General features: G+C 38.1%; 14 protein-coding genes and 9 tRNA genes. All 23 read right to left on the bottom strand.

Annotation, left to right across the window (positions count from 1 at the left end):
* Nucleotides 1-39: 39 nt before the first annotated feature.
* The 23 genes from pflB to GVV20_RS06545 all read right to left on the bottom strand — a co-directional run bounded on the left by pflB (nucleotide 40) and on the right by GVV20_RS06545 (nucleotide 16,803).
* Entirely contained in the window at nucleotides 40-2,277 is a 2,238-nt protein-coding gene (pflB, locus tag GVV20_RS06655; protein WP_159741177.1) for a formate C-acetyltransferase, read from the bottom strand.
* 337 nt (nucleotides 2,278-2,614) lie between these two features.
* Nucleotides 2,615-3,094: an LURP-one-related/scramblase family protein gene (locus GVV20_RS06650; protein ID WP_159741176.1), complete on the bottom strand. Its 480-nt coding sequence runs from the start codon at nucleotides 3,092-3,094 to the stop codon at nucleotides 2,615-2,617.
* A 10-nt stretch (nucleotides 3,095-3,104) separates the two neighbouring features.
* Nucleotides 3,105-3,578 (bottom strand): hypothetical protein, encoded by a 474-nt coding sequence (locus GVV20_RS06645; protein WP_159741175.1) that lies wholly within the window; start codon nucleotides 3,576-3,578, stop codon nucleotides 3,105-3,107.
* Between the two features lie 94 nt (nucleotides 3,579-3,672).
* Nucleotides 3,673-4,044 (bottom strand): hypothetical protein, encoded by a 372-nt coding sequence (locus tag GVV20_RS06640; protein ID WP_159741174.1) that lies wholly within the window; start codon nucleotides 4,042-4,044, stop codon nucleotides 3,673-3,675.
* Nucleotides 4,001-5,398 carry a Y-family DNA polymerase gene (locus GVV20_RS06635; protein ID WP_159741173.1) on the bottom strand — a complete coding sequence of 466 codons (1,398 nt, stop codon included), beginning with the start codon at nucleotides 5,396-5,398 and terminating at the stop codon, nucleotides 4,001-4,003. Before GVV20_RS06635 ends, GVV20_RS06640 begins: the two co-directional genes overlap by 44 nt.
* Before the next feature lie 124 nt (nucleotides 5,399-5,522).
* Nucleotides 5,523-6,554, bottom strand: a complete 1,032-nt coding sequence (locus GVV20_RS06630) for a hypothetical protein (protein ID WP_159741172.1) — start codon at nucleotides 6,552-6,554, stop codon at nucleotides 5,523-5,525.
* Between the two features lie 1,175 nt (nucleotides 6,555-7,729).
* A tRNA-Phe gene (locus tag GVV20_RS06625) sits at nucleotides 7,730-7,805 on the bottom strand.
* A 2-nt stretch (nucleotides 7,806-7,807) separates the two neighbouring features.
* Nucleotides 7,808-7,884, bottom strand: a tRNA-Met gene (locus GVV20_RS06620).
* A 62-nt stretch (nucleotides 7,885-7,946) separates the two neighbouring features.
* Nucleotides 7,947-8,035 (bottom strand) — tRNA-Ser (locus GVV20_RS06615).
* A 21-nt stretch (nucleotides 8,036-8,056) separates the two neighbouring features.
* Nucleotides 8,057-8,133: transfer RNA gene (locus GVV20_RS06610), tRNA-Ile, on the bottom strand.
* Nucleotides 8,134-8,161: 28 nt separating this feature from the next.
* Nucleotides 8,162-8,238: transfer RNA gene (locus GVV20_RS06605), tRNA-Met, on the bottom strand.
* A 26-nt stretch (nucleotides 8,239-8,264) separates the two neighbouring features.
* Nucleotides 8,265-8,341 (bottom strand) — tRNA-Pro (locus GVV20_RS06600).
* Nucleotides 8,342-8,348: 7 nt separating this feature from the next.
* Nucleotides 8,349-8,425: transfer RNA gene (locus GVV20_RS06595), tRNA-Arg, on the bottom strand.
* Nucleotides 8,426-8,472: 47 nt separating this feature from the next.
* Nucleotides 8,473-8,559, bottom strand: a tRNA-Leu gene (locus GVV20_RS06590).
* 4 nt (nucleotides 8,560-8,563) lie between these two features.
* Nucleotides 8,564-8,637 (bottom strand) — tRNA-Cys (locus tag GVV20_RS06585).
* Nucleotides 8,638-9,042: 405 nt separating this feature from the next.
* Nucleotides 9,043-10,092 carry an ABC transporter substrate-binding protein gene (locus GVV20_RS06580; protein WP_159740604.1) on the bottom strand — a complete coding sequence of 350 codons (1,050 nt, stop codon included), beginning with the start codon at nucleotides 10,090-10,092 and terminating at the stop codon, nucleotides 9,043-9,045.
* The gene (locus GVV20_RS06575; protein ID WP_159740605.1) at nucleotides 10,089-10,895 is read right to left on the bottom strand and encodes an ABC transporter permease; all 807 of its coding nucleotides are present in this window, start codon (nucleotides 10,893-10,895) and stop codon (nucleotides 10,089-10,091) included. The genes GVV20_RS06580 and GVV20_RS06575 overlap by 4 nt, the downstream gene beginning before the upstream one ends.
* Nucleotides 10,895-11,740, bottom strand: a complete 846-nt coding sequence (locus GVV20_RS06570; protein ID WP_159649728.1) for an ABC transporter permease — start codon at nucleotides 11,738-11,740, stop codon at nucleotides 10,895-10,897. Before GVV20_RS06570 ends, GVV20_RS06575 begins: the two co-directional genes overlap by 1 nt.
* Nucleotides 11,740-12,789, bottom strand: a complete 1,050-nt coding sequence (potA, locus tag GVV20_RS06565) for a spermidine/putrescine ABC transporter ATP-binding protein (protein ID WP_159649729.1) — start codon at nucleotides 12,787-12,789, stop codon at nucleotides 11,740-11,742. Before potA ends, GVV20_RS06570 begins: the two co-directional genes overlap by 1 nt.
* A gap of 11 nt (nucleotides 12,790-12,800) precedes the next feature.
* The gene (locus tag GVV20_RS06560) at nucleotides 12,801-13,334 is read right to left on the bottom strand and encodes a helix-turn-helix domain-containing protein (RefSeq protein ID WP_159649730.1); all 534 of its coding nucleotides are present in this window, start codon (nucleotides 13,332-13,334) and stop codon (nucleotides 12,801-12,803) included.
* Between the two features lie 131 nt (nucleotides 13,335-13,465).
* Nucleotides 13,466-13,774, bottom strand: a complete 309-nt coding sequence (gene trxA / locus GVV20_RS06555; protein ID WP_159637344.1) for a thioredoxin — start codon at nucleotides 13,772-13,774, stop codon at nucleotides 13,466-13,468.
* 47 nt (nucleotides 13,775-13,821) lie between these two features.
* A complete protein-coding gene (locus tag GVV20_RS06550) occupies nucleotides 13,822-14,706 on the bottom strand; it encodes a diacylglycerol/lipid kinase family protein (RefSeq protein ID WP_159740606.1) in 885 nt (294 codons plus the stop codon).
* A 135-nt stretch (nucleotides 14,707-14,841) separates the two neighbouring features.
* Nucleotides 14,842-16,803, bottom strand: a complete 1,962-nt coding sequence (locus GVV20_RS06545; protein ID WP_159740607.1) for an LCP family protein — start codon at nucleotides 16,801-16,803, stop codon at nucleotides 14,842-14,844.
* Nucleotides 16,804-16,863: the final 60 nt, after the last annotated feature.

Raw genomic sequence — 16,863 nt, 5'->3', positions numbered from 1 at the left:
CAATTTAACAGCTTTACTATTTATTGATTATAAGTAATTTTAAACTGTACGTTCGTGAGCTGTACGCATTAGAACATCGAGTTGTTGTTCTTTCGTAAGTTCAACGAAACGAACTGCATATCCAGAAACACGAATTGTTAAGTTCGGGTATTTGAGTGGATTTGCCATAGCATCTTCTAACAATGAATTGTCGAAGACGTTAACATTGAGGTGATATGCTCCTTGTGAGAAGTATCCATCCATGATGCCTCGTAAGTTTGCAACACGCTCTGGATCTGATTTACCCAATGAGATTGGTGCAATAGTTTGTGTATTTGAAATACCATCTAACGCACAGTTATAGTCTAACTTAGCAGTTGAGTTTAGTGATGCAAGAAGACCGTTACGTTCTGCGCCATATGATGGGTTAGCTCCTGGAGCCAATGGAACACCTTTTCCACGACCATCTGGAGTATTTCCTGTTGCTTTACCATAGACAACATTAGATGTGATTGTTAGCAAGCTTAATGTTGGTGTTGAATTGCGGTATGTATGGTGGCGTTTGATTTGTTTCATAAAGTATTGAAGTGCCCAGTTAGCAAGATCATCCGCACGGTTATCATCATTTCCATAACGTGGGAAATCACCTTCAATTTCAAAGTCAATTGCAACACCATTTTCATCACGAATTGGTTTAACTTTAGCATATTTAATCGCTGACAATGAGTCTGCTACGTGTGAGATACCAGCGATACCTGTTGCAAAAGTACGTTTTAAATCTGAATCCATTAATGCTAGTTGTGATTTCTCATATGCATATTTATCATGCATATAGTGGATTGAGTTCAATGTATTAACATATAGTTCTGCTAACCAGTCCATCATATCTTGGTAAGCGACCTTAACTTCTTCGAAATCTAAGATTTCTGATGAAATTGGACGGTAACGTGGTCCAACTTGCGCACCGGTAATTTCATCAACACCACCGTTGATTGCATATAGCAATGCTTTAATTAAGTTAGCACGTGCTCCGAAGAACTGCATATCTTTACCAATAACTGTTGCTGAAACACAGCAAGCAATCGCTGCATCATCTGAACCCCATTTTTCACGGAGCAATTCATCATTTTCAAATTGAATTGAAGATGTTTCAATTGCGATACGTGAAGCGAAAGTACGGAAACCTTCTGGTAATGCATCACAGTATAAAACAGTTAAGTTTGGTTCTGGTGATGGGCCCATGTTAATGAGTGTATGCAAGAGACGGAAGTCTGTTTTTGTGACTAATGAACGTCCATCAAATGCCATCCCAGCAATTGAAAGTGTAGCCCAAATTGGGTATCCACTGAAGAGTGAGTTGTACTCTGGTGTACGAGCAAACTTGACCATACGCAATTTCATAACGAGGTGGTCAATCAACTCTTGAGCTTCTTGCTCTGAAATAGTACCTGCTGCTAAATCACGTTGTAGGTAGATGTCTAAGAATGCAGAAATACGTCCAATAGACATCGCTGCACCATTGTTTTCTTTGATTGCTGCAAGGTATCCAAAGTATAACCATTGTACAGCTTCTTTAGCATTTGCAGCTGGTTGTGAAATGTCAAAACCATAGCTTGCTGCCATTTCTTTCATGTCAGCTAATGCACGAATTTGTTCATTAATTTCTTCACGAAGACGAATGACGTCATCCGTCATTGTTCGATAACCTGCATGGTTGAGGTCATCTTTTTTCGCTTTAATTAAACGATCAATACCATATAAAGCTACACGACGGTAGTCACCGATAATACGTCCACGTCCGTATGCATCTGGTAGCCCTGTGATTATTTTATTTTTACGAGCTGCACGCATCTCTGCAGTATAAACATCAAAGACACCTTGGTTGTGCGTTTTGCGCCATTTTGTAAAAATGTTTACAAGCTCTTCATCAGCAACGTAACCATTGCTTTCCAATGACTTAACAGCCATTCCAATTCCTCCGAAAGGAATGAATGCTTGTTTTAAAGGTTCGTCAGTTTGGAAACCAACAATTTGTTCCAAGTCTTTATTCATGTAACCTGGTCCATGTGATGTTACAGTTGATACAATTTTAGTATCCATGTTGTAGACACCATCATGCTCACGTTGGTAAGCATTCATAGTTTCCAATTGTTCCATAAGATCAATTGTATTTTGTGTTGGTCCTTCTAAGAACTCATCATCTCCACGATACTCTGTGTAGTTTTGTTTGATAAAATCACGCGTATCAATATTTTCTTTCCAATAGTTTCCTTTGAAACCATTCCATTGATTATACATCAAGATACCTCCTTTATTAGAATCAAATCCCCATATCTAATGTATTACCCTTAAAGTATATCAATAGTGGTTATCATTTGAGGTGTATATTCATTGTATTTGTCGTGAAATATATAACATATTATTTATAAATAACATATTGTCGGTTCGTTTGATAATAATTACAAAACACTCACAAGCTCTGTTTAACTGCATTATATCAAACTACGATACCAACTCTATGCAATTTATTAATTACAGAATTCACAAATATTAATGATGATGTTGATGTAATATACATACAAAAGACAGCCCTTTTGATGTGCTGCCTTAATGCATGTCTCACGATTCGAGACTTTTAATTTGATTGTTGATCATCCGCTATTTCTTTATCGATAGCAATTGCGATGGATAATGCAAGCACAGCGTCACGTTCATCAGGAATTGTCAGTTCATAACTATCACCCCATGTAAACCAGTGCTTTCTCAGATACATCACAGGCCTATCACCATAGACGACACTGTAATCGTGATCCCAAATATCGCCACGCAATTCCCATTGTTTCCCTGTTATCTCGAACTTACTTTTGAAGAATGAAAATCTTCGCACAAGTTCAACATGATCTGTGGTTGGTGTCGTAATATCATAGCGTGAAAAAATTCGGAACATTTGTTTCTCAATTTCCGATACCATTTCGCCAAATTCATTTCGAATTATAAATTTCTTGGGTATTCTCATGAAACTTCCCTCGACGACAAATCTATCGACTCCAGTTTCATCCTTAACCGTGAACCTCTCACTGAATGCAAATACTTTTTGTTTGATATATAACTTCATGTTGTTTCTCCTACTTTTTCGTGCAGGTATAGCCATTCTGCTGTAATGCATTTACTTCCTCATCTAAGAATAACCCTTTAACCACACGATCATACCCTTCGTAAAATTTGATGCGATTCATCAATTCAAAGTCGATATCCTTCATCGTCTGAATCTGAATCAATGCAATCATACTATCGCTTTTATCTACTTTGAATTCGAGGCCTGGGATATCCTTTTTCCCCGCGCGTTCAGCCCAAGTTTGTTTGCTTGCATCAAACGCTTTTTGGAACTCATTCGCAACAAAGTCAAATCCTTCATTAGAACCTTTCATACGAAGCACATTTTCCATTCTCGTAACATCATTCCCATTCGCATCAATTATGTATGTGTAACTTATCGGTCCATCATCTTTTAACTCACAAAGTGTTTGCGAAGGGTTCTCTTTCGTCGAACACCCAGCAAGTATTATCGTCACCAAAAGTACAATAGCAATTTTTTTCATATCGTTCCCCCCTGATATACTTCGATAGTAACACATATCGATTCATTTATTAAATGGGCACCCTATTCCATTAGTTGATATTTTAAGTTTTTCTTTACTCAACGATGGATACATTCCTTACGATTTCCCAGCTAATTGCGTAATCTTCAACATAGAAAAATGATGCATCCGCCATCCCTTCGAACTTCCCAATCACACTTTCTTTGAGACGTTGGTGATCATCCATTATATTTACCTGAATCGATATCACCTTTGATTTTAAAAATGCAAGCTGTAGGACTGCATCGATTTCCTCACGTTCCATTTGCGGTAAGGCTGGCACGACTTTAAGTGCGTCACTTTTCCCTGCATCAATCGATTTAGTAAGCTCCGCAAGTGCGAAAGCCGTTCCCCACTTCAAACCAAAAGGCCGATCTTGATACTCATTGTAGTTTTTGAATTCCTTTTTTGTCCTTTTTCTCGGCACGAATGCGTTCCTCACTTTCCATACCCTCTAGACCACCAGCATGCCCACCAACTAAAGAGCTCCGTGCAATGGCACGACCGCCTTCCATAAGGCTACTCGCATAGACCATTTTGGTGAACCCAAATTTCTCGCGAACAGTGTCTACCGCTTCATCAAATTTGTGATTCTTTTCTTTTTGAACTACCGATTCGAAGATATTAATTTGCTCCGGCTTGTCATGGCTTAGCTTAGAACAATTTATACCAATATTACGCACTGTTTGATGATCAAAATGTTGTTCAAAAATATCAATGAGAACTTCAGCAAGTTTATGACTCTGGTTCGTCATTTCGATATTCTTTTGCTTATTAAATCCAGTCTTTCCATCACGATCAACAAACCCTAATGAATAGCCCACCCACAAACTTACGTTGCTCGTTTTGACACCTTCTTTTCGTAGACGCGTCGCAACTTGGTCGGCCATTTCACGAATTACAATTTCAATTTCTTTTCTACTTGTATAATCACGGTTCAATACTTGCGAATTCCCGATTGAACGAGATTTAGGGACATACGATTCACCCAAGAATGTACGATCAATTCCCCATGCATGTGCGTATAATTGTGTTCCCAATACCCCTAGTTTACTTTTCAACATATCGTAGTTGGCATGAGCCAAATCGTAAACGCTAAAGATTCCTAGTTTTTGCAACCGAATCGCACCTCGATGACCAATTCCCCACATATCAGTCATGGACTCGATTTTCCACAATTTAGAGGCAACATCTTCATAACGCCATTCGGCCTTCATGTCTTTATTATCCTTCGCTTCATTATCAAGTGCTAATTTTGCCAATAAGGGATTATCACCAATTCCAACCGTCGTGTAAATCTTAGTTTCACGATATACTTCAGTTTGGATTAATTTCGCAATTTCATATGCACTCTCACAATTAAAATATTCAAGTGAATCCGTCACATCTAAGAATGTTTCATCAACGGAATACGTCGAAATATTCTCATCATCAACATACTTTCGAAAAATTTCGTTAATTTTACGATGCATTTGCATATACATATGCATCCGTGGCGCTGCTATAACTAAATCATCAGGATAAGGAAATGGTAAGTCGCGCGCTCGGCTAACATTACTAATCCCATAAGCCTTCTTAGCAGCTGGACTTGATGCAAGTATTAAACCACTTCCACGCTCGTTCACACTATCGCTGGGATAACTCATAACAACAAGCTTGGTTTTTAGTGGGTGCAATTTGCGATCAACTGCTTCACACGACGCGTAAAAGCTCTTACAATCGATGCAGAGAATATCACGTGATGGTTCTTTATTGTAGTCAAATTTCACAGTTGCCGGCATAAATATCATCCCTCCATTTACCATTATTATACTCTAAATATACGACAGAAGGTGACCACGACTTTTTGTTTAACAAGGAAAAAGACATCGTATGATGCCTTTGATTATTTATAATTGGTAATTGTTATACGTTTATCTTTGCTTTTTTTCGTTTACGGATTAATGCATATCCCCCGGCGCCTGCACCCGTTAAGATTGCTGCTCCCAGAATAGTTTCACCTGTAGTATTCTTCTCTTTAAGAGGAATTTCTCCAAAGAATACGCCGTCCTTAGTATATAATTTAATCGCTATTTCATCTTCCTGCTTCACTTGATACGAAACATCTTCGACCAAGTAACCATTAACTGATATACTCGAAAGCGTACCTTCCGAAAGTTCATTGAGGTCAGAGCCCCGAATTTCAGAGACTGATGTATTTGTTAACTCAATCGTTTTGTCTTTTCCATACGAGATTTTAGCGTCATAGGTCGCATTTACAAACTCCTCTGCTGTACCAAAAATAAAGACTTTAAAGTCGTGGATTTGATCCTTCTCTTTATTCTCCGACTGTACTTTGACTTTTAAAGTGTTACCCATAAATGGTTTTAAATCCTTTTCAAAGCTTATCGTACTGGTAGCTTGTCCATTTTTCGTTGCAACAGAAAACGAATCTAAGTTTATTTCACTAGCTAAAAGTTGAAGTGGGGATGCATTCTTTGATTTTGAACCACCAAACTCAGTTCCACCAAAACTGATTGCATCAATTGAAGTGTTGTTAAGTTTTTCTAGTTCAATTTCTTTAGCTTTGGCTTCTTCTGCTTCTTTGATCTTACGTTCTTCTTCTAACTGCTTTGCAGCCGCAGTCTCTGCAGCAACTCTTTCATCTTCTATTCGCTTTGCCTCTTGTTCTTGTGCTCGCGTATCTTCTTGTCGTGATTGCGCAACATTACCACCGCAAGGATTATCATAGCCTAATGACCCTCCTTGAGGGTACCATCCCGACCCACGATCAGCCGCCACATGCCAGTGCCCATCGCCATGGTGACCGTAGTATGTGTCTCCACAACTTATGATACTTCCGCCCTTTAACTTACCTGACGTCGCAGATACCGGCAATACTGTCATCATCGTTAAAACTCCCATGATGACACTCAACTTTAGTAACTTCTTTTTCATTTGTCCTCCACAGAAAATTACATTTTCACACTGCTCTTATCATACCCAAGATTGATTTATAAAGCGATGATATTATGTAATTTTGCGTAAGTCAGCAATAAAACTTAAATCCATGTACAATTACTCTACATTTTCTAATCAATACGTTAAGCAGCATGTGTTAAACGTTCAACAATACCCAGACATTCAGTACACACTCCCAAATATAGATTCACGGATATACAAATGATTTAACTTTTATATATCCCCAAACTTAAATATTAATGTTGATTGAATTATAGATACTATAAAGTAATTTTATCGCAAAGAAAGTGAAGAATATTCTTTATAATAGAGTATCTTTATGCTGAAAAAGTTGGTGTCCAATACCGAAGTATTAGAACCAACCTTTGTTTTACTTATTTGGCTCTTTTAGTTTTTTATCCGAAAAGAATCAGTGTTGTTTTCAGTATCAATCACACTGAATACGGTATTATTTTTTTATACCTTAAACCAATTTCAAAATCTATTGTTGCGTAGAAATCATTACCATCTTCTTTTACAGCAAAGGAGAAGATTTTTTCAGGGAAGTTATTATCGAAGTAGGTCTTGCTAGTAAGATTATCCCCTAATTGTAATGAGTACATTACTTTAATCGAGTTCTCTAGGATCTCTATTCATTTTGATTATCGCTTCTTTTGTATATCCTACATCTCCTAGTAATTTATCACTCTATTTGTCAAAGCAAATCCAGTACATTTTTCAGACTATAAACTGTACAGTAATTTTTTTCCACAATATCTTTCTCATTTTAGTTTATACCCTAATGTCATGATAATATTATGGTTTAATTTCGATTGTCATGCTCAGACTATTGTATAAATAATCAAGCTCTAAAAAGTTTCGTAATTAAAGAAACATCAAAACTTATACACCTTATTACATGCTTACGTTACATCGCTCATAAAATCAAAGCCTTTGACGATGAATACACCATCCTTAGCGGTACAATACCGTCATTTGTTTACGGCTCATTTCTCAGAAAAGTGTTACTTTGATATGTTTATTACGCGAAAATCACTTTCTTTTAAAGTTGTATGAGAATGACGTAATCATAAACAGTAAACAATAGAAATCCAAAAATGGATTAGATGACAAAAAAACCACTCATAATTGAGTGGTTGTCGTTTGTGTCATGGTGGCCCCAGCCAGAATCGAACTGGCGACACACGGAGCTTCAATCCGTTGCTCTACCGACTGAGCTACAGGGCCATTGGTTGCGGGAGAAGGATTTGAACCTACGACCTTCGGGTTATGAGCCCGACGAGCTACCAGACTGCTCCATCCCGCGATATGTAATTTTTACTGCTACACCATTATATCACATTTACTTAACAAATCAAGCAAAATTTATGGCGGAGGAGGGGAGATTCGAACTCCCGCACGCTCTCACGTCTGCTGGTTTTCAAGACCAGTCCCTTCAGCCACTTGGGTACTCCTCCATAAGGAAATTTTGTTTTATTTGGTGGACCCTGTAGGACTCGAACCTACGACCAACCGGTTATGAGCCGGTAGCTCTAACCAACTGAGCTAAGGGTCCAATACTACAGTAGTTTGTTTTAGATAAATGGTAGCGGGTGTGAGATTCGAACTCGCGACCTTCCGGGTATGAACCGGACGCTCTAGCCAACTGAGCTAACCCGCCATGTATAAATGTGTTTTAAAATAAAATGGTCGGGATGACAGGATTCGAACCTGCGACCCCCTGGTCCCAAACCAGGTGCACTACCAAGCTGTGCTACATCCCGACTAATATGGCGCGCTCGACAGGAGTTGAACCCATAACCTCTTGAGCCGTAATCAAGTGCTCTATCCAGTTGAGCTACGAGCGCGAATGTACATCGTTTATTGAATTGTGGATCCACCAATTAAAAAGTAATGGTGGGGATGAAGGGACTTGAACCCATACGAAGTTGCCTTCAACGGATTTTAAGTCCGTTGCGTCTACCAATTCCGCCACATCCCCATATTGGAGGTTCCTATCGGATTCGAACCGACGATGACAGAGTTGCAGTCTGTTGCCTTACCACTTGGCTAAGGAACCATTTTAAGCGACTTTTAATCTTGCGATTGACTTGCCGTTTCCTTGACTGCTTTTACATTATACAATAACAGAAACAAAATGCAAGCATATTATTGAAAAAGAATTACGTTTTTTAGCAATATTTTCCCAACACTATCAATAACCCACTAAACAGTGCGTTTGAGCTTGCTGATACGATAAATAATTATTTAATTTTTTTATAATTTTGGGGAGATTTGCAATCTTGAATTGAGATTTTGAATATTTAATATATCCGCTATTTTAGCGAGCCAAACGCACATTTGTATGTATTACATTTAATAGGTTGTACATTTATTTTCATGATTTAATTGGTGATCTTTGATTCGCTTAAAAAAAGCGAGAGTTATACACATAAACTCCAGTGCATAACTCTCACATTACTACTTAAACAGCTTTAATTTTTTGCCAGTAATCTGAAAGAATAACTTTCATGTTTGCGTCATAGAAGAACTCTTCATCCTTCTCATAACCATCACGTGGCACGTATGAACTAACCTCAGCGTATTTAGCACCTGGTGCTGTTAACGCCTCAACAACTGAAGGCAACGGACTTGTATAACCAACTTCTTCTGAAATCCGTGTTGATGCATCTTCACTAATCATGAAATTCATCCACTCATGCGCAAGTTCTGGGTTTTGTGCGTTGGTTGGGATAACCATTGTATCTGACCATACGTTTGTTCCCTGTAACGGTGCATAGAAAGCCATATCAGGATTCTCTGATAGAATATAGCTTGCATCTCCTGAGTACACTACAGCAAGGTCTTTGACCCCTGTAGCCATTCCATCGATAACTTCATCTGTTACATAAATTGGTGACATTGTTTGGCGCATTTCAACTAACCAGTTGTATGCTACTTCTAATTCTTCTGGGTTTGTCGTATTCATGGAGTATCCATTTGCTTTTAGAGCCACCATGAATGCATCACGTTCTGAATCGTAGAAATATGTTTTACCTGCATATTTTTGATCCATGAAAATGTTCCATCCAAGTGTATCTAAATCCTTTTGGTCAACATTGTTCTTATTATAGACAATTCCAACACTTCCCATGAAGTATGGCACTGTATATTCATCATCGGGATCCATGTGACGTCCTTTTAGACTTGGATTAACATTTGCGTAGTTTGGAATTTTAGAGTAATCAACTTTTTGAAGCAACCCCTCTTCGCGCATACGTTGTGTCATATAGTCTGAAGGAATTAAGATATCGTAACTTGAACCATCTTGAAGTTTTGTATACATTGCTTCATTTGATTCAAAACGATCGTAGATTACTTTTGCATTGAATTCTTTTTCGAATTCAGTGATAAGTGTTTCATCAATGTACTCACCCCAGTTAAATACACGGAGTGTTTGTGTTTCTTTTGATGTGCCGGATGCACATCCTGCAAGCACAATTAGTGCTGCAAGTCCTACTAGAATTTTTTTCATATTGTTTCGACCTTTCGTTTATCTTTCTTTTTCACGATGAGTGGGAGTACGTTTATTAAAATGAGGGCTATCGTGATAATAACAACAATAATTGTTGAGAGTGCATTAATCATTGGATTAATACGTTTTGACATTGTATAGACATAAATTGAAATATTGCTAACACCATTACCTGTTGTAAAGTATGAAATCACGAAGTCATCAAATGACATGGTAAAGGCAATTAGTGCAGCGGAAATTATTGCTGGTGTTAGTTGTGGCAGAATTACTTTACGTAGTGCTGCAAAGGGTGTTGCACCCAGATCCATAGCTGCATCTGCGATGCTTGGATCTAATGATCGAAGCTTTGGCAGTACGGTTAGTATTACATAGGGTGTACAGAATGTAATATGGGCAATAAGCATTGTCATATATCCTTTGTCGAGCATCGGCATGGATATAAAGAGTAGCATTAACCCAATCGCAGTAACAATCTCTGGGTTAAGCACCGGAAGATTGTTGATGTTAAGGTAAATTTTACGAACGAGTGGTTTGTGTCGTGAAATACCAATTGCTGTTAGAGTTCCTACGATTGTTGAGATGATTGTTGCGATAATTGCAATGCTTACCGAATTAGAGACTGCATCCATGATATCGCGGCTTTCAAATAGTTTGGAATACCAGTCTGTTGAGAAACCTGTCCATGATGTCAATGATTTCGAACTATTGAACGAGAAGATAATCATAACGATTATTGGACCGTAGAAGAAGATTAGCATCGCTGCAAGAGTCAAGACACTTCCAAATTTACGTTCTTTTTTCATTAGATTTTCCCTCCCTTCATCACTTCATCAGTATTCGACTTGTCGGCACGTTGTGCAAAGTGCATCGAAACGAGGATGAGAATTGCCATAATGAGTGAGATAGCTGATCCAAAGTTGTAATCTCCAATATTAATGAATTGGTTCTCAATAAGGTTACCAATCAAGACGTAGCTTCCGCCTCCGAGAAATTTCGGAATAATAAAAGTTGATAATGATGGTAAAAACACTAATGTAATTCCCGAAATAACACCTGAAAGTGATAATGGGAAAATGACTTTTCTGAATGTTTGGAATCGATTTGCCCCAAGATCGTGGCTTGCTTGAATGAGTGACTCATCCATCTTGGATAACACGGTATAAATTTGAATAATCATAAATGGTAAGAAGTTGTATACCATACCCAAAATTACGGCGAAGTCGGTATACATCATTTTAATTGGTGGAATACCAAAGAATCCAAGAATATTATTAATGATACCAACATCTGACAGAATACTAATCCAAGCATAGGTTCGAACTAACATATTAATCCACATTGGTAACGTGACTAAGAGAATTAAGAGGGTTTGCATCTTTTCGCTTCGGCGCGAAATGATATATGCAAGTGGGTATCCTATAATTAAGCAAATAACGGTTGTTACTGTCGCAATTTTCAGGGATTCGAGTAAGACTTTAATAAAGACTGGATCAAAGAATTTTTTGAAGTTATCAAATGATAATTGTAGCGTTACAACATCATTGCCTTTTGTTGTCAATGCGTAGATTAAGATGATAAACATCGGTAGTACTACGAAAAGTGACATCCAGACAGCATAAGGTGTGATTAACTTACGATAGCTTTTCACTAATAAGACTCCATCGTGTACATAACATGGATATCTTCAGGGAAGAAGTGGATGCCTACTTCTTTTCCTACTTCAGATATATCGGTTGTATGAATAATAAACTCACGATTGTCTGTCTTTACGACTATTTCATAGTGAACACCTTTAAAGAGAATCGAATCAACGATACCTGTTAATTTTCCAAGTTCAACATCTACAATATCGATGTCTTCAGGTCGAATAACAATATCGACTTTTTCATTTTCATCGAATCCGTGATCAACACATTCAAATTGAGTGCCGTCAAATTCAACAAGGTTATCGCGAATCATGATACCTTCAAAGATATTTGAGTCACCAATAAAGTTCGCAACGAAGCGGTTTTCTGGTTCGTTATAAATATCTGTTGGCGTCCCGATTTGTTGAATTTCACCTGCATTCATGACTACAATCTTATCTGACATTGTTAATGCCTCTTCTTGATCATGGGTAACATAAACGAAAGTAATCCCAACATCTTGCTGAATAGCTTTGAGTTCGTGTTGCATTTCTTTACGTAGTTTTAAATCGAGTGCTCCCAAAGGTTCATCAAGGAGTAAAACCATTGGTTCATTAACAAGCGCACGCGCAATCGCAATCCGTTGTTGTTGTCCACCGGACATTGCTGTAACACTGCGGTGTTCATAGCCTACAAGGCCTACTAGTTCAAGCATCCGTTCAACTTTTTGTTTAATGATGCTTTCGTCTTCTTTTTTGATGCGAAGCCCAAAAGCGATATTTTCATAGACATTCAAATGTGGAAAGAGTGCATACCGTTGAAAAACTGTATTGACTTCACGTTTGTAGGCGGGAAGTTTTGTAATCTCCAATTCATCGAAGTAAACTTCTCCTGAATTTTGTTCTAAGAATCCTCCAAGAATTCTCAGTAATGTTGTTTTTCCACATCCTGATGGTCCCAGTAGTGTTACAAATTCATTTTCAAAAATATCAAGGTTAATTCCTTTTAAGACGAGTTGGTCATCAAAGCTCTTAACAATATTTCGAAATTGAATCAATGGTTTGTTTTCCATGCGTTTCCTCCTTAAAAAATCGGTGGGGTACATACCCAAATGAGTCGAGCCGTTTGTTGGTACGGATTCTCAATCACGTGCGTTTTGCTCCCGTTAATATAAAATGTTTGTCCTTTAGATACGGTGAGCTCTTCCTCACCATACTTAAGAAGTATTTTTCCCTGCAGTACATAACCGAATTCTTCACCTTCATGGGGTTCGATTGTATTTGATACACCACCTGCTTTAAGTTCAAGCATGATGGGTTCCATTTCATTTTTTTGTGCATTGGGAACAATCCAGTGGATTGTATGGTCTTCATTCTCATCAATAAAGTAGTCATCTGATTTAAAAACAATCTGTTCCTCTTTTTCTTGTTTAAAGAATGCTGATAAATCCGTGCCCAACGCTTCTACAAGATCACTAAGCGTTGCGATTGATGGCGATGTTAAATCATTTTCCAATTGCGATAAAAAGCCTTTCGACAGTTCGCTGCGACTTGCTAGCTCTTCTAATGTTAGTCCGTTTTTTATGCGTAATTGTTTGAGTTTTTTCCCGATTTCCATGTACACCTCGATCGTTTAGTATTGCTAAACAAATATATTAGTAACCTTAAACACAAGTTTTATTATACATATTCATTTTTGAAATGCAATACATATGAAAAAAAACACCAACAAAATTGTTGGTGTTTTAATTATTCAGCTGATGTGATGAATTTTTCGAGTTCTGGTTTTGGCATGAATCCTGTTTTGCGACCAACAGGTTTTCCATCCTTGAACAAGATAAGCGTTGGGATTGACATAACGTCGAAACGTTGTGCAAGTTCGCCTTCCTCATCTACGTTAACTTTAACGATTGTAGCTTTATCAGCATGTACCTCTGATAGTTCAGCAAGAATCGGGGAGATCATCTTGCAAGGTCCACACCAGTCAGCGTAAAAATCTACTAGTACAACGCCATCTGAAATTTCTTCATTGAAGTTAGCTTTTGTTAAGTTTTTCATGTGTATTACCTCCTAAGCTTGTATATTATACCACAACTACTCAAAAATTAAGTGTTGTTGCCCACGGGCATTCTAAATTTGAGTTTTCCTTGTAATACTTTGATCGCAATATCCGTATATTCAAAGACTTCTCCATCATATCCGACTGCTACCGGATGATTTGCATGAATATGTAATTCTGTAACTTTTTGCGTCTCTACAACATCCAACCCCAAGTGATTTCCTTTGTAGTACATCGGAAATAATTTTGGCAATCTCCAAAAAGGTACATCACTCACAATGGTCACATCCAACAATCCGTCTTCAATATCTGCTAAGGGAGCACTCTTGAACCCTCCGCCGTACCACTTTCCATTCATAACTGAAGTGAGGAGCGTATCGAATCGTTGTGTCTTACCATTCATCGTAATATCCAAATGCGTTTTCTTTTTTACCGCAAGTGCAATGACTGCATTATAGATATATACAAGTGAACGGGGAAAGATGGTTGTACGAACTGCGTTAACGCGTTTGTTCACATCCGCGTCTACTCCAATATTTAAGCAATTTAGGAAATAGTGACCATTTGCGATTCCAATATCAATATTATGGACTTCACCTTCAATTGTTCGATAAAGTACATCTTTAATATTCTTTTTATCCGCTGCGATCATCCGCCAAAAATCATTACCTGTCCCCACAGGAATTATTGCGAGTTGTGAGTCAAAGTTCATTCCGTTTAGAATCTCGTGAGCTGTGCCATCTCCACCGACAGAATATAAGATCACTGCTTCAGTATATTCAGACGCAATACGTTGTGCATGCCCAACAGATTCCGTAAAACGAATTTCATAACTTTCATTACATTTTTCAAAATATTCGTGAACCCAACCAGCAACATCTTTCACATTCCCCAGTCCTGAAATTGGATTAATAATAAATACGTGTTTCATAAAACTTCTCCTGTTTTAACGTTACTATTATCGTACAGTCCGACTTTCTTTTCAACAAAGACGAAAGGAAGTGGCATCACTTCCTTATCTTCTCTATTTATTCTTGCATAATCGATTACAATTGTAAACATATTTCTATGATTTCACAACATAATGAATCACAATCGTTGACCCTTGCGGAAGAACATCGCCCTCAAGACTCGATTGCGACCAAAATTGTCCGTCATTAAACATGTCTGAACTTTGTTCTGATTGTGCAAATTCGATGTCAATTTTATGCTTTGTTGCCCATTTATTGATAGCATCACGACTCATCGTGCTAAAGTCTGGCACTATAACCTCGCCATTAGCAGTCATACTATCGATATTTTCGTTTTTCGTACTCTTTGAGCTTTGTGAATTCTTGGAGTCCGTTTGTGACGTTTTCGAATCTTTGGTACCATTTATCTTCGTTTCTTGATTCGCAATTGATTTGTCTTTTGAACGATCTCGATTACTCTTTAACTCATTCTCCGACCATAAGCGTTCATCAAATGTTTCCAAGTCAGGGTTTTGAGTAAACGCATCATACGGTTTTGAAAACGTGAAACCGAAGGCGGTATCACCTTGAAGCTGTGGAGTTGTCTCCATATTTTGATCGATGAGTGTTCGCGTATTATGCACATACGTAGTATATGGACGAATTACGCTTGCACCATTCGGTGCTTCATCGGGTTCTCCAAGTATTTGTGATTGGATAATTCTAAACGTTTCCATCGGTTCCAATGGCGACGTTTGGATACTTGTGATTGCATACCCCATCAGAGATGTCATATGATTAACAGACATGTTCGTTGAAATATTGTTTTTGGCTCCGTCCAAAATGTTTACGAGTGTATTGGGATTACGAGTATTAATAATCGCTGCCGCAATCTCTCGAATGACATACTGTTGGTTTCGTTGACGGGCAAAATCATTATCAGCGAAGCTGTAGCGTTCGCGGGCAAATGTAACAACTTGTTTACCATCAAGATGATTCATACCTTCAGGCACAGTTATTGGTTCATATTCTACTGGATTTGAGTTTTCAATTGGGAATGAACCCGCGAATTGTAATGGCGACTCAATATCGAGTCCCCCAAGCGCGTCGACAATTTTCTCAAGTGCATAAAAATCAGTTTCAAAGTAGAAATCGATATCAACATCAAGGAAATTCTCCACTGTATCAATCATACATTCACGGCTAATACCGCGTGAATGATTTATCTTATCAAACGTTTGCCCTGGGTAACATGCTATAGGAACATAGCTATCACGAGGCACGCTTGTCATCGTCGCTTTCATCGTATTCGGGTTAAATGTCGCGAGAATAATGGAATCAGATAAATTATCATTATTACCAAGCATGAGTAAGGTGAAGGGCTCACTTACAACATCAACTTTAGATACTTCTGATGATACAGATGTTGAAAAGTTTGCGATGCTTTTTGATGGTTCAAATGGATTCGTGGGTGCGTCAACAGTTTCAGCAAGTCGCGTGTAGTTCTTTGGAAGTACCGCAAACGGAATTTCTTTATTTAGGGCTGCATCCACCAAACTCTTGGTATCTTTGTATTCGACCAGTTCCGAAGTGCGTGAGTATCGCTGTACACTTTCTTGAATAAGCGTTTCAAATTCTGGATTGACACTTTGAATGTAACCTACTTTAGCGCCAGCTAGATCTTTGTCTGTTTTCGTTCCATCAATTGAGACAATAACGTAGTCAATATTTTCCTCACCCGAAATGTTGATAATTTGGTTTATTAAAGAATCTGTTTTATATAGATAATAAGTAGCAACTCCACTCACTATCAGTAAAGCAATCCCGAAGAAAACATTGATAGTTCGCATGAATCGAACACGTTTTGCGTATCCGACTAAGAACGTGATATTTAAGACAAGTGCTAGAATAACCAATATGCCAATTCCCATCGTAAAGTATTCCGAATGGATTTTCATATAATTACCTGCAAGAACAATCATCATCGCTATTACAATGTTAGTTGCAAAGGTTATGAGAATACCATAGAATGGTGCATCAAAAAAACGCTTGGCTTTGGGTTGTTTTCGGTGTCGCATCGGTTGCCTCCTTATAGAAATAAAACCATCGCTGCAATGACGTGCACACGACGGTTTTGC

Origin of the sequence: Erysipelothrix aquatica (assembly GCF_009828775.2) — a bacterium.
In the GTDB taxonomy this organism is placed as follows: domain Bacteria; phylum Bacillota_I; class Bacilli_A; order Erysipelotrichales; family Erysipelotrichaceae; genus Erysipelothrix; species Erysipelothrix aquatica.
Note: the sequence above shows the minus strand (reverse complement) of the source record. Positions and strands in the feature narration are given on the sequence as shown.

Excerpts from the sequence above, each read along its gene's own strand:
- pflB (WP_159741177.1), bottom strand. The coding sequence starts at position 2,277 with ATGTATAATCAATGGAATGGTTTCAAAGGAAACTATTGGAAAGAAAAT.
- GVV20_RS06650 (WP_159741176.1), bottom strand. The coding sequence starts at position 3,094 with ATGAAGTTATATATCAAACAAAAAGTATTTGCATTCAGTGAGAGGTTC.
- GVV20_RS06645 (WP_159741175.1), bottom strand. The coding sequence starts at position 3,578 with ATGAAAAAAATTGCTATTGTACTTTTGGTGACGATAATACTTGCTGGG.
- GVV20_RS06635 (WP_159741173.1), bottom strand. The coding sequence starts at position 5,398 with ATGCCGGCAACTGTGAAATTTGACTACAATAAAGAACCATCACGTGAT.
- GVV20_RS06630 (WP_159741172.1), bottom strand. The coding sequence starts at position 6,554 with ATGAAAAAGAAGTTACTAAAGTTGAGTGTCATCATGGGAGTTTTAACG.
- GVV20_RS06580 (WP_159740604.1), bottom strand. The coding sequence starts at position 10,092 with ATGAAAAAAATTCTAGTAGGACTTGCAGCACTAATTGTGCTTGCAGGA.
- GVV20_RS06575 (WP_159740605.1), bottom strand. The coding sequence starts at position 10,895 with ATGAAAAAAGAACGTAAATTTGGAAGTGTCTTGACTCTTGCAGCGATG.
- potA (WP_159649729.1), bottom strand. The coding sequence starts at position 12,789 with ATGGAAAACAAACCATTGATTCAATTTCGAAATATTGTTAAGAGCTTT.
- GVV20_RS06560 (WP_159649730.1), bottom strand. The coding sequence starts at position 13,334 with ATGGAAATCGGGAAAAAACTCAAACAATTACGCATAAAAAACGGACTA.
- trxA (WP_159637344.1), bottom strand. The coding sequence starts at position 13,774 with ATGAAAAACTTAACAAAAGCTAACTTCAATGAAGAAATTTCAGATGGC.
- GVV20_RS06550 (WP_159740606.1), bottom strand. The coding sequence starts at position 14,706 with ATGAAACACGTATTTATTATTAATCCAATTTCAGGACTGGGGAATGTG.
- GVV20_RS06545 (WP_159740607.1), bottom strand. The coding sequence starts at position 16,803 with ATGCGACACCGAAAACAACCCAAAGCCAAGCGTTTTTTTGATGCACCA.